Origin of the sequence: Streptomyces sp. UG1, assembly GCF_049974585.1 — a bacterium.
Classification (GTDB): domain Bacteria; phylum Actinomycetota; class Actinomycetes; order Streptomycetales; family Streptomycetaceae; genus Streptomyces.
In genome coordinates this window covers 104429-117211 of the sequence record NZ_JBNGGG010000029.1, presented here as the reverse complement: position 1 = coordinate 117211, position 12783 = coordinate 104429, and the positions used below count along the sequence as shown (strand labels likewise).

Below are 12783 nucleotides of genomic sequence, written 5' to 3'. Positions count from 1 at the left end.
CGCCCCCGCCGCCCCTACCCGTCCCGTCCTGAAGGGGCTCCGCCCCTTCGACCCCGCCAGGGGGCTCTGCCCCCTGGACCCCGCTCCTCAAACGCCGGAGGGGCTGTTTTCTCTCAAACGCCGGAGGGGGCTGATTTCTCTCGAACGGCGGAGGGGCCGATTTCCTCCCGTGCCAACCTGTGCGGCCACCAGACCTTCGGGCCCACATCCAGGAACAGCGCTGTCACCAGCACCGATCGCACGATGAACGTGTCCAGCAGCACCCCCAGCGCCACCGCGAAGCCGATTTCGGCGAAGGCGACCATGGGGAGGGTGCCGAGGGCGGCGAAGGTGCCGGCCAGGACCAGGCCGGCGGAGGTGATGACCGCGCCGGTGGCGGCCAGGCCGGTGCGGACGCCGCGGCGGGTGCCCAGGTGGGTGGCCTCCTCGCGGATGCGGGTGGTCAGGAAGATGTTGTAGTCGATGCCCAGGGCCACCAGGAAGACGAAGACGAACAGCGGGAAGTCGGTCGTCTCGCCCGCGTAGTCGAACAGGTGGCGGAAGGCCAGGGCGCTGATGCCCAACGCCGCCGCGAAGGACAGGATCACCGTTCCGATCAGCAGCAGCGGGGCGATCAGGGCGCGCAGGAGCACGGCGAGGATCAGCATCACCACCGCCAGCACCAGCGGGATGATCAGGATGTTGTCGTGGGTCGTCGCCCGGTCCATGTCCAGCAGGGCCGCCGTACCGCCGCCCACCTGGGCGTCGGCGTCCGGGATCGCGTGCACGGCGTCCCGTACGCGTTCGACGGTCTGCTTCGCGGCCTCGCTGTCGGCCGGGTCGGTCATCGTCGCCTCGAGGAGCACCTTGCCCTCGTGGAGGGGTTTGGCGCCCGGGGGCAGGCCCAGGGACTCGGGGACGACGCCTCGCGTCTCGGCGACCGCGCGGCCCACCTGCTGTGCCTGCGCCTGGTTGCTGACGATGACCAGGGGATCGCCGCTGCCGGCCGGGAAGTAGCGCGCGGAGACCTCCTGGCCGGTGATCGAGTCCGGCTTGTCGGTGAACGCGTCGGCGTTGCTCAGGCCCTCCGCGCGCAACTGGATCAGGCCCAGGGAACAGATCGCGAGGACCACGGCGGTGATCGCCCACGTCATACGGGGGCGGTGGGCTATGCCGCCGCCCATGCGGGCCCAGATCCCGCGCTCCTCCGGGTGGTCCGTACCGACGTGCGGGATCACCGGCCAGAAGAACCAGCGGCCGACGATGACGAGGAGCGCGGGGAACAGGGTCACCATGGCCAGCAGGCCCAGCGCCACCCCGATCGCCGCCACCGGGCCCAGGCCGCTCGTCGAGTTCATCTCCGCCGCCAGCAGCACCAGCATGCTCAGGACGACGGTCGCGCCGGAGGCGAGCACCGCCGGGCCCGCGCGGTGCAGGGCCAGGGCCATCGCCTCGTGGCGGTCCTCGTGCCGGCGCAGCTCCTCCCGGTAGCGGGCCACCAGCAGCAGCGCGTAGTCCGTCCCCGCGCCGAAGACCAGGACCGTGAGGATGCCCGCGCTTTGGCCGTTGACCGTCAGGCCCGCGTGTTCCGCCAGCAGATAGATGAAGGCCTGAGCCGTGAACAGGGCGACGATCACGGAGATCAGGGGGATCAGGAGCAGGGTCGGGCTGCGGTAGGTGATCAGCAGCATGACGATGACGACCGACATCGCGGCGAGCAGCAGGGTGGAGTCGATGCCCTCGAACGCCTCGGCGAAGTCCGCCGACGTGCCGCCGGGGCCCGTGATGTGCACGGCCAGTCCGGCGCCGCCCTCGCCGACGATGTCGCGGATGGAGTCCACGGCCGGGGCGATGCGCTCCCAGCCCTGCTCGTCCATCGTGATCGGGACCTGGACCTGGGCCGCGCGCGGGTCGGCCTCCCGGTCGAAGACCGGGCCCCGGGTCTCGGCGCCGCGGATGCCGTGGTCGGTGAGCTGCTCGAGCGCGGCCACGTCCTCGGTGATCGCCGCCCGGTCCTGCGCGGTGAGGCCGCCGTCGCGGGCGTAGATGACGATCGCCGGGATCTGCTCCGGCCGGAAGTTCTCGGAGATCTCCAGGACTTGGGTGGACTCCGCGGACCCCGGCAGCCAGGAGGCCGCGTCGTTGTCCTGCGCGTCGGTCAGTTTCTGGGCGAGCGGTGCGGTCACCAGCAGCACCAGCAGCCACAAGGCCAGCACGACCCACTTGGAGCGCCGTCCGCACACCAGGTGCGCGATGCCTCGTGTCCCGGTCATGGCCACCCCCGAAGCCGGTTGGCCGCCAAGCATGGCACGGACGGTCCGCGGCGAACATACGACCGTTTCCACCCGGGACCGATGCTGCTCACCCCTGCGGGGCATGGCAGGCTTGGGTCATGGCCGTGCAGATCAACCCCAGCATCCTGTCCGCCGACTTCGCCCGCCTCGCGGACGAGGCGAAGGCGGTCGAAGGAGCCGACTGGCTCCACGTCGACGTCATGGACAACCATTTCGTCCCGAACCTCACGCTCGGTGTGCCGGTCGTAGAGTCGCTGGCCCGCGCGACGGACACCCCGCTGGACTGCCATCTGATGATCGAGGCCCCCGATCGGTGGGCGCCCCAGTACGTGGAAGCGGGGGCCTCCTCCGTCACCTTCCACGTCGAGGCCGCCGCGGCCCCGGTGCGGCTGGCCCGGGAGATCAGGGCCAAGGGCGCCCGTGCCTCCATGGCGCTCAAGCCCGCCACGCCCATCGAGCCGTACGAGGATCTGCTCCCCGAACTCGACATGCTGCTGATCATGACGGTCGAGCCGGGCTTCGGTGGTCAGGCGTTTCTCGACATCATGCTTCCGAAGATCCGCCGCACCCGCGAGTTGATCAGCAAGCACGGCCTCGACCTGTGGCTCCAGGTCGACGGCGGTGTCGCGGCCTCGACGATCGAGCGGTGCGCGGAGGCGGGCGCGGACGTCTTCGTCGCCGGTTCGGCCGTGTACGGGGCGCATGACCCCGCCGAAGCGGTCCGTGCGTTGCGCGCCCAGGCGGAGGACGTGACAAAGTCCGCCGCCTGGGCATGCGACCACTGAGCCAAGGGAACGTGAACGGCGCCCATCAGGGCGGATCAAGAGCGCCGGATCTGCAAGGATGAACGGCGAATCCAGAGTGTGAACAGCAGTGAGGAGATCGCCGTGTCGGGTATGTCGGCGGGCCGGTCAGCCATGCGGATGGGACCCGCTGAGCTGGTGCAGGCGGCGGCCATGGCCCGCCGCTTCTACCTCGAGGGCAAGTCCAAGATCCAGATCGCCGAGGAGTTCGGCGTCAGCCGCTTCAAGGTGGCCCGGGTCCTGGAGACCGCTCTCGAACGGGATCTGGTGCGCATCGAGATCCGTGTGCCGGCCGAGCTGGACGCCGAGCGCTCCGACGCGCTGCGCGCCCGCTACGGCCTCAGGCACGCCGTGGTCGTCGAGGCGCCGGCCGAGATCGAGGAGTCTCCCGATCCGGAGAACCTGGGGGAAGTGGCCGCCGACCTGCTCGGCGAACTGGTGAACGAAGGGGATGTGCTGGGCCTGGCCTGGGGCCGCTCCACCATCCACATGGCCGCGGCCCTGGACCGGCTGCCGCCGTGCACGGTGGTGCAGCTCACGGGCGTGTACGACGCCGGGACCGCCGAGCGTGGATCGGTGGAGGCCGTGCGGCGGGCGGCGCAGGTGTCGGGCGGTGACGCCCACCCCATCTACGCGCCGATGCTGCTGCCGGACGCGGCCACCGCGGCGGCGCTGCGCCACCAGACCGGGATCGCCCGCGCCTTCGAGTACTTCGACAAGGTCACGGTCGCCTGTGTCTCCATCGGCTCCTGGGAGCCGGGCATCTCCACGGTGCACGACATGCTCAGCGACGAGGAGCGGGCCCACTACGCCTCGCTCGGCGTCGCCGCCGAGATGTCCGCGCACCTCTTCGACGCCGAGGGGCGCCGGGTCGGGCGGGACCTGGGAGAGCGGTGCATCACGGTCAAGGCCGACCAGCTCCGCCGTATCCCCGAGGTCGTCGCGATCGCAGGCGGACAGCGCAAGGCGGCGGCGATCGACGCCGTGCTGCGCTCCGGGCTCGTCACCAGCCTGGTGACGGACACCTCCGCGGCGGACTACCTGATGACGGCCGGGCCGACCCCGAAGAACGCGCTCAACCGGGCCGATCCGGACGGGAACTGACGGCGTATGACGGAGCACGTGGTCACGCTGGACCTCGACGGGGTCACGGACAAGGCGGGCCTGATGGACCGGTGCGCCCGTGACCTGGAGCTTCCCGACTGGTTCGGCCGCAACTGGGACGCGCTCGTCGACTCCCTCTCCGACCGCACCGTCTGGCCCGCGGGCGCCGTCGAACGGGGCCTGGTGGTCGTCGTACGGAACTGGCAGCCGTATGCGAAGGCGCGGCCCGGCGAGTGGGGGACCGCGCAGGACGTATTCGCCGACGCGGTCGCCCGCGCCTCCTCGCTGACCGTGGCGCTCGCCCTCGGGTGACGCCCCGCGTGTGGCCTGACGGAATATCAACTCCCGTTACCGGATAGGTTCGTGTCCGGCACAGGCAGCGGACGGGAGTCAGCGACGGATGGTGTACCAGATTCCGCCGGAACCGGCGCACTTCGTGGACCGGGAGGGGCCGCAGGACCGGGTGCTCCGGCTCGTCACGGAGCGGCAGGGGGCCAGGACACAGACCGCCGCGCGGCCGTTGTGCGTGGCGGTGAGCGGATACGGCGGCACGGGCAAGACGGAGCTGGCCTTCCGGCTGGCCCGCCGGGTCGCGGAGCACTATCCCGACGGCGTCCTTTACGTCGACCTCGACGACCTGCGCCGCGGCGGCGCCGTGGAGGTCGCCGACGTCCTCGGCGACCTGCTGCGCTCCCTCGGCGCCGACTGGATCGCCCCCGTCTTCGGGGAACGGTCACGCCAGTACTGGTCACTGACGCACGGCAAGCGGCTGGTGGTCGTCATCGACAACGCCCGCAGCGGAACCCTGGAGGTCGAACCGCTCCTGCCCGCCTCGGGCGCGAGCCTGGTGATCGTCACCAGCCACGGTCCGTTGTACGACCTCCAGGCCGGGGCCGCCGTGGAGCTGCCGTTGGATCCCCTGACCGAGGCGGACGCGCTGGACCTGCTGGAGAAGGTGGCGCGCGACGCACGGCTGGCCGCCGAACCGGACGCGACGCGTGAGCTGCTCGAACTGTGCGGCGGACTGCCCGCCGCGCTGCACGTCGCCGGCCGCTGGCTGCGCCGCCATCCGGGACGGCCGCTGCCCCGGCTGCTGAGCAGGCTCACGGCCGAGCTGAACGACCAGGGCATCGAGAAGGTGGAGCGCGTCTGGGACGCGGCCTACCGGGGGCTGAGCGACCAGGCCGCCCGGCTCTACCGGCTGCTCGCCGGCTTCCCCGGCCCCTCCCTCACCCTCGCGGCGGCCGACGCGCTGCTCGGCCACGGGGCCGATGCCGCCGAGGACGCGCTGGACGAGTTGCGCGAGGCCGGACTGCTGGCCGGCGGAGAGCACGACGACGGCCGGGTACGGCTCCCCGAGCCGCTGCGGGCGCACGCGCGGCGCCGGGCGGAGAGTGACGGGGACCCGAGAGAGCGGGCGGCGGCGCGGCGGCGGATCGTGCTGTGGTACCTGCGCCAGGCGCAGCGCGCCGACCTGGTGGCCGCCGGGCCGCGGCTCGCCGTTGCCCCGCGGGTTCCTGAGGTGCCCGGCACGCATGACGTGCTGTTCGAGCGCGACGGCGACTCCGGTGCGCGGGCCAAGCGCCGGGCGTACCAGTGGCTGGAGGCCGAGCGGCACGCGCTGTTCGAGTGCGTCCGTGTCGCGTACGCGGCCGGAGTGGCCGAGGACTGGGGGACGACCGAGGCATGGGCGCTGTGCGAGCCCCTGTGGACCCACTTCCTGGACCACCCGCACTACGCCGACCACATCGACGCGTTCCGCACGGGGGTGGCGGCGGCGCAGCGCGGGGGCGACGTCCGTGCCGTCGTCCGCATGCGCTGCCAGCTCGCCCGTCCGCTGTGGGAGCAGGAGGACTTCGAGGCGGCGGAGGAACAGATGACGGCCGCGCTCGGTGCCGTGCGGGCCGGTCTCGGGGGCTCGGAGCAGGAGCGGAAACTCGCCGCGAGCGCGACGGAGTTCCGTGGGATGCTGCGGGCCGCGCGGGGCGACTGGGCGGCCGCGGCGGCGGACTTCGAGGCGTCGGGCGCGGTGCACGCGGAGATCCGGAATGCCTACGGCGTGACGCTCCAGACCTATCGCCTGGGCGAGGCCCTGTCCCACCTCGGCGAACTGGAGCGGGCGGCGGAACTGCTGACGCGCGCCCGCGCCGAGTTCGCGGCCGGCAACCGGGCGCGGCTCACGGCACGGGCGGAGTTCGCGCTGGCCGGCGTCCTGGCCCGCCTCGACCGGGCCGACGAGGCCCGCGAGCGGTACCGGGCCGCGCTGGAGGGGACGCGGGGCCGCGGCGGTTCCCGCGACGAGGCACGGGTACTGGACGCGCTCGCCGACCTCGCCGAGCGGGAGGGACGGGAGGCGGAGGCGCGGGAGCACCGGGCGGCGGCGGGGGCTGTGCGGGAGCGGAGCGGGTTGGGGTGAGCTCGGCAGTGTCGCGGGGCTTCACCGGCAGTGCGGCCTTGTCGTGGGTCGCGGGAGGGAAGCGGGTTGGGGTGGGCTCGGCGGTGTTGCGGGGCTACACGGGCAGTGCGGCCTCGTCCTGAGTCGCGGGAGCGAGGCGTACGGCGAAGGAGCGGTCGCCCAGAGTGCAGGTCAGGGTGGTCGGTGGGGCGTCGGCCTCGGTGGTGATGAGGGCGGCGTGGACGGCGGAGAGGACTGCTGCCGGGTCGGCGTATACGAGGTCGTTCTGCTCGGGGCAGGGCGAGATACGGGCGGAGAGCAGCGGGCCGCCGCGGGTGCGGAGCAGGCAGTGGGTGGTCGAGACGATCACCGCCGCGGTACGGCGGCCTCCGGGGTGGGCGGTCAGGGTGCGGTCGCTCCAGGCGTCCGCGGTCAGGGTGGTCGCGCTGCCGACTTGTGCCGTGCCCGGGCGGCCCGCCCTGCGGTGGATGAGGGCGGCGCTCTGGACGTAGCGCCGGTTCGCACTGCCGGCTTCGGCCGCGAGGTGGTGAGCCGGGGAGGGCGGGGTCAGGTGGGCCGGGTGACGGGTCACGTGGATGCGGCCCTGCGCGTCGCGGTGGACGCTTACCGCGAAGGCGGACGGAGCGGAGGGGGCCGCCGGTGGGGTGGGGAGGAGGCGGGGGACGGCAGGGGTGGCCGGGGGTTCGAGGCCGAGGACGGCGTAGAGCTCCTCGCGGAGACGGTGGAGGCCGTTGCCCTGCTCGGCGAAGGCGGTGTCGGCCACGGCGCGCATGCTGCCCGGACGGTGGGAGCGGAGCGCTGCCGCGAGGGCGGCCGGGGTGGCGGAGACGTCGGTGCCGAGACGGGGGGAACTGTCCAGCAGGGTCGCCATCGGGCTGCCCGGGAGCAGTTCCTCGCCGCCGTCGTACGCCGCTAGCAGCGGGCGGTCCAGTGCCGCCCCGTACAGGGCCGCCGAACCGTGGTCGGAGACCAGCACGTCCGCGGCGACGATGACCGAGGCCCACTCCTCGTACGCGGCGGGCAGGATCAGGCCCGCCGCGCGCGCCGGCTCCAGGTACTGCTCCAGGTCGAAGGTGCCGAGCCGGACCCGTTCGTTGGGGTGCAGGACGAGGGCGAGCTGGTACTCGTCGTACGGCAGCACGGCGGCCAGGTCGGCGGGCAGCGACGGGCGGCGCCTCAGCAGTGACTCGGGGCCCCAGGTCGACACGAGTACGACGAGGCGGCGGGCGCCGGTGCGCAGGGCGGCGCGGAAGTGGTCGCGGCGGTCGGGGGAGGCGGAGTCCAGGAAGCGGTCCAGCACGGGGTCGCCGACGACCGTGGCGCGGGCGGCCGCCGCCGGGCTGACGGCGGCCAGCCGGGAGACCTGGCTGGGGTGGGCGAACGCGTACAGGTCGGCGAGGAGAGCGCCGTCGGGCAGCAGCAGGTGAGCCGGGTCGAGGCCGGACGCGGAGTCCGCGGTTCCCTCGTCGGGGAGCGTCTTGTTGAAGCCGGCGCCGTGCGGGAGGAGGACGCGGGGGCCGTGCAGGGCGTGGAGGTCACCCTTGGGGCCGGCGGCGAGGACCAGGTCGAAGCGGCGGGTCAGGGCCTGGGACCAGGGGAGGGTGCGGGCGCCGGCCCGCTCTATCGCGGTGAGGGCGTCGAGGGAGAAGTCCGAGCCGGGGACCAGGGTGAAGCGGTGCCGGATGCGTCGGTCACCGGCGAAGACGGGGAGCGTGTCAAGCAGCCGGTGCAGTGCGTTCTGCGACCGCGCCGCGAACAGCACGCACCGCTCGGCGGCAGCAGCAGCTCCGCGATCGCCCGTCGCCCGTCGCCCGTCGCCCGTCGCCCGTCGCCCGTCGCCCGTCGCCCGTCGCCCGTCGCCCGTCGCCCAAGTGTTCTTCCATTCTATTCGTCGTGTACCTGCCGTGTATCGCGTTTACGCAGATCGGCGGCCCTTTCGCGGGTGCGGTCAGGTGCAGCGTGGCGATGGTATCCGGGGCGCTGTCGGCCCCACCCGGCCCCCGCCTGATGCGGACATGCAGAATGCGTGCCATGAGTGAGTGGCTGGTCGCGGTTCTCGCCGCGCTGATCGGGGCCGGCGCCGCGCTCGCCGGCAGTGTGATCTCCGCGCGGTCGACGCGCGCGGCCGGGGAGCGGCAGGCCGAGGCCGCGTTGCACACGCTGCGGCTGACGGTCGAGGAGCAGCGCGCCACCCGCGTCCACGACCAGCGCCGTCAGGCCTACGTGCGCTTCCTGGAGGCCGCCGACGCGGGCGCCCGCGCGGGCAGGGCGTGGGAGGGGCAGCCGACCGACCGGCTGGATCTGGAGCGCGCCTACACCGTCGTACTCCTGGAGGGCCCCGCGGAGCCGGCGGCCGCTGCCGGTGCCCTGATGCGGTGCCTGCGTGCGCAGCGCGTCGTCCTCGACGAGTTCGACGCGCGCAGGGAGGAATTCCTGGCCGTGGCGCGCGCCGCGCTCTCGCGAGGCTGACCGGCGACTTGGAGGATCCTCCTAGGAGGCCTCTGACCTGCTTGGACGATGCGACCGTGCATCGTATTCCGGTCAGCATGGGACAATGAAGTACGTGCTCTTCCCCCTGGCTGACCTGTCCGGGGGCCACCTCTGATCGACTGGGATGTGCAGCACGTGCGTTTCCTCAATGACATCCAGCCCGCGTACGACCTGACGTACGACGACGTCTTCATGGTCCCGAGCCGCAGCGCGGTCGGCTCGCGGCAGGGCGTGGACCTCAGCTCCCCGGACGGCACGGGCACCACGATCCCGCTGGTCGTCGCCAACATGACCGCCATCGCGGGGCGGCGGATGGCCGAGACGATGGCCCGGCGCGGCGGCCTCGTGGTCATCCCGCAGGACATCCCGATCGACGTCGTCACGGACGTCATCTCCTGGGTGAAGAGCCGCCACCTCGTCCTCGATACCCCGATCGTGCTGGCCCCGCACCAGACCGTGGCGGACGCGCTGGCCCTGCTGCCCAAGCGCGCGCACAACGCGGGTGTCGTCGTCGACGAGGACCACAAGCCGATCGGCGTGGTCACCGACTCCGACCTGTCCGGCGTGGACCGCTTCACGCAGCTCGAAGTGGTCATGTCCCGTGACCTGCTGCTCCTCGACGCGGACCTCGACCCGCGCGAGGCCTTCAACACCCTCGACCACCACAACCGGCGCTACGCCCCGGCCGTCGACAAGGACGGCCGCCTCGCGGGCATCCTCACCCGCAAGGGCGCCCTGCGCGCCACGCTGTACACGCCGGCCGTCGACGCGAACGGCAGGCTGCGCATAGCGGCCGCCGTCGGTGTCAACGGCGATGTCGCGGGGAAGGCCAAGCAACTGCTCGACGCGGGCGTCGACACTCTCGTCATCGACACGGCACACGGCCACCAGGAGTCGATGATCGCCGCGATCAGGACGGTGCGGGCGCTCGACCCGCGGGTGCCGATCGTCGCCGGCAACATCGTCGCCGCGGAGGGTGTGCGGGACCTCATCGAGGCCGGTGCCGACATCGTCAAGGTCGGGGTGGGCCCGGGTGCCATGTGCACGACCCGCATGATGACCGGCGTCGGTCGGCCGCAGTTCTCGGCGGTGCTGGAGTGCGCGGCCGAGGCGAAGAAGTACGGCAAGCACGTGTGGGCCGACGGCGGTGTCCGGCACCCGCGCGATGTCGCGATGGCGCTGGCCGCCGGTGCGTCCAACGTGATGGTCGGGTCCTGGTTCGCCGGCACCTACGAGTCGCCGGGCGACCTTCAGCAGGACTCCAGCGGGCGGCTGTACAAGGAGTCGTTCGGCATGGCCTCCGCGCGGGCGGTGGCCAACCGTACGTCGGAGGAGGCGGCGTACGACCGTGCCCGCAAGGGGTTGTTCGAGGAGGGCATCTCCACCTCCCGCATGTTCCTCGACCCGGCGCGCCCGGGCGTGGAGGACCTGATCGACTCGATCATCGCGGGCGTGCGGTCGTCCTGCACCTACGCGGGCGCGGCCTCTCTTGAGGAGTTCGCCGAGAAGGCCGTCGTCGGCATCCAGAGCGCGGCGGGTTACGCGGAGGGCAAGCCACTGCACGCGAGCTGGAGCTGACGCCCTGCCGATGGGGTTCGCCCCCGCCGCCCCTACCCGTCCCATCCCGGGGCGCTGCCCCGGACCCCCGCTGGGGGCCTGCGGCCCCCAGACCCCCGCTTCGGCCCTGAAGGGGCCTCGTCCTCAAACGCCGGACGGGCTGAGATGCACGGACCGGGGTCGGGAGGGGCGGCCCCTGTGGGTGGGTTGGGGCTTGGGGGTTGGGCATGGTGGTGTAGCCCGTCCTCGGGCGCCGGACGGGCTGGGAAAGCCAGCCCCTGGGACGGGTAGCGGTGGCGGGGGCGAAACAAAAGGACCCTCCAGCGTGGCCGCACGGTGAGACGGCCTCGGTGCCTGCGACGACAACCGCGCGCGGCGGCGCACGGCATGGGCAGGCAGCAGGCTGCGTGCTCCTCGTCAAGGCCCTGTGAGACCCCCTGCGCAACGGTCGAATGCCTCCGCGCAACGAACACCCACCCAACCCCCGGGAACGCAATGATCTTGCGGTCATGCGCAAGGTTGCTGCATTTCACCCGCAACGGCACTGCTCATAGGCTGTCGCCTCGTACGTGGCGTGGCAGGGACCCCGCTCGATGGGTCCCCGCTGCCCGGGGCACCTCCGGTCCCTGTCGCCCTGACCGGCAGCGATAAGGAGCCAGCGCGTGCTCGACCAAGGCGCACCCCCGCAATCCCCAGGCCAGTCCGCCGCCCCGGCGTCCCTCGGCGTCGGCGCGCGCCTGATGCGTCGCAAGCCCGTGGAACGCCTGGTCGCGGAGGGTGGCCAGGGCGAGGGAGGGTCCCTGCGGCGCTCCCTCGGCCTGTGGCAGCTCACCATGATCAGCATCGGTGCCACCCTCGGCACCGGCATCTTCGTCGTCCTCGGCGACGCCGTACCGGAGGCCGGTCCCGCGGTCACCCTGGCCTTCGTGATAGCCGGTCTCACGGCGCTCTTCTCGGCCCTGTCCTACGCCGAGCTGGCGGGCAGCATCCCGGTCGCGGGCTCCTCGTACTCGTATGCGTACGCAACGATGGGCGAACTGGTCGCCTGGGTCTGCGGCTGGTGTCTGGTGCTGGAGTACGGCGTGTCGGTGGCCGCCGTCGCCGTCGGCTGGGGCGAGTACCTCAACGAGCTGCTGGATGGGACCATCGGCGTCACCATCCCGTCCGTGCTGTCGTCCGCGCCCGGCGAGGGCGGGATCATCAATCTGCCCGCGCTGATCGTCGTCCTGCTGGCGATGGTGTTCCTGCTCGGCGGCGTCCGCGAGTCCGCCCGCGCCAACACCATCATGGTCGCCGTCAAGATCGCCGCGCTGGTGCTGTTCTGCGCGGTCGGCTTCATGGGCTTCAAGTCCGGCAACTACAGGGACTTCATGCCGCTCGGCATGGCCGGCGTGAGCGCCGCGGGTGCCACGCTCTTCTTCTCCTACATCGGCTTCGACGCCGCCTCCACCGCCGGTGAGGAGGCGAAGGACCCGAAGCGGGACCTGCCGCGGGCCATCATGCTCTCGCTGATCATCGTGACCGCGCTGTACGTGCTGGTCGCGGGTGTCGCCGTCGGCGCGTGGCACTGGACGAAGTTCGAGGGCTCCAGCGCTTCCCTCGCCGCGATCATGAACGACGTCAGCGGCCAGTCCTTCTGGGGCACGCTGCTCGCCCTCGGCGCGGTCATCTCCATCGCGAGCGTCGTGCTGACCGTGCTCTACGGCCAGACCCGCATCCTCTTCGCGATGTCCCGCGACGGCCTGGTGCCCAAGGCGCTCGGCAAGGTCCACCGCAAGACCGGCGCGCCCCGGCTCAACACCGTCATCGTGTCCCTCTTCTGCGGCACCCTCGCGGCGCTCATCCCGCTGGGCAAGCTCGTCGACGCCACCAGCATCGGCACGCTGTTCGCGTTCGCGCTGGTCAACATCGCGGTGATCGTCCTGCGCTACAGGCGCCCGGAGCTCGAGCGCACGTTCAGGGTGCCGTTCGGGCCGGTGCTGCCCGTGCTGGGCTTCCTGTTCTGCGCGTACAACATGTTCAGCCTCGACACCGTCACCTGGGTCGTCTTCGGGTTCTGGATGGCCGCCGGTCTCGTGTTCTACTTCGTGTACGGCTATCGCCGTTCTCGTCTCGCCGTGTCAGAAGTGAAGTGAACCAC

At 72.2% G+C, this 12783-nt stretch carries 9 protein-coding genes; 7 read left to right on the top strand and 2 right to left on the bottom strand.

Annotated features, from left to right (window positions below; genetic code table 11):
• Nucleotides 1-113: 113 nt before the first annotated feature.
• A complete protein-coding gene (locus ACP4J3_RS30020; protein ID WP_426539185.1) occupies nt 114-2252 on the bottom strand; it encodes an MMPL family transporter in 2139 nt (712 codons plus the stop codon).
• Between the two features lie 119 nt (nt 2253-2371).
• Here ACP4J3_RS30020 and rpe point away from each other — a divergent pair, with 119 nt between their 5' ends.
• The 4 genes from rpe to ACP4J3_RS30000 all read left to right on the top strand — a co-directional run bounded on the left by rpe (nt 2372) and on the right by ACP4J3_RS30000 (nt 6596).
• Nucleotides 2372-3058, top strand: a complete 687-nt coding sequence (rpe, locus tag ACP4J3_RS30015) for a ribulose-phosphate 3-epimerase (protein WP_426539184.1) — start codon at nt 2372-2374, stop codon at nt 3056-3058.
• A 78-nt stretch (nt 3059-3136) separates the two neighbouring features.
• Nucleotides 3137-4180, top strand: a complete 1044-nt coding sequence (locus tag ACP4J3_RS30010) for a sugar-binding transcriptional regulator (RefSeq protein ID WP_426539183.1) — start codon at nt 3137-3139, stop codon at nt 4178-4180.
• Nucleotides 4181-4186: 6 nt separating this feature from the next.
• Entirely contained in the window at nt 4187-4492 is a 306-nt protein-coding gene (locus ACP4J3_RS30005; RefSeq protein WP_426539182.1) for a barstar family protein, read from the top strand.
• 88 nt (nt 4493-4580) lie between these two features.
• Nucleotides 4581-6596, top strand: a complete 2016-nt coding sequence (locus ACP4J3_RS30000) for an NB-ARC domain-containing protein (protein ID WP_426539181.1) — start codon at nt 4581-4583, stop codon at nt 6594-6596.
• Nucleotides 6597-6690: 94 nt separating this feature from the next.
• Here ACP4J3_RS30000 and ACP4J3_RS29995 read toward each other — a convergent pair whose 3' ends face one another.
• Nucleotides 6691-8358: a translation initiation factor 2 gene (locus ACP4J3_RS29995; protein WP_426539180.1), complete on the bottom strand. Its 1668-nt coding sequence runs from the start codon at nt 8356-8358 to the stop codon at nt 6691-6693.
• Between the two features lie 269 nt (nt 8359-8627).
• On the opposite strand from ACP4J3_RS29995, the gene ACP4J3_RS29990 reads away from it, so the two are divergent.
• From ACP4J3_RS29990 to ACP4J3_RS29980, 3 genes are all read left to right on the top strand, one after another.
• Complete coding sequence (locus ACP4J3_RS29990; protein WP_426539179.1) at nt 8628-9065, top strand: hypothetical protein; 438 nt, start codon at nt 8628-8630, stop codon at nt 9063-9065.
• A 156-nt stretch (nt 9066-9221) separates the two neighbouring features.
• Nucleotides 9222-10664, top strand: coding sequence for a GuaB1 family IMP dehydrogenase-related protein (locus ACP4J3_RS29985; RefSeq protein ID WP_426539178.1), 1443 nt, complete (start codon nt 9222-9224; stop codon nt 10662-10664).
• A 641-nt stretch (nt 10665-11305) separates the two neighbouring features.
• Complete coding sequence (locus ACP4J3_RS29980) at nt 11306-12778, top strand: amino acid permease (RefSeq protein ID WP_426539177.1); 1473 nt, start codon at nt 11306-11308, stop codon at nt 12776-12778.
• Nucleotides 12779-12783 lie beyond the last annotated feature (5 nt).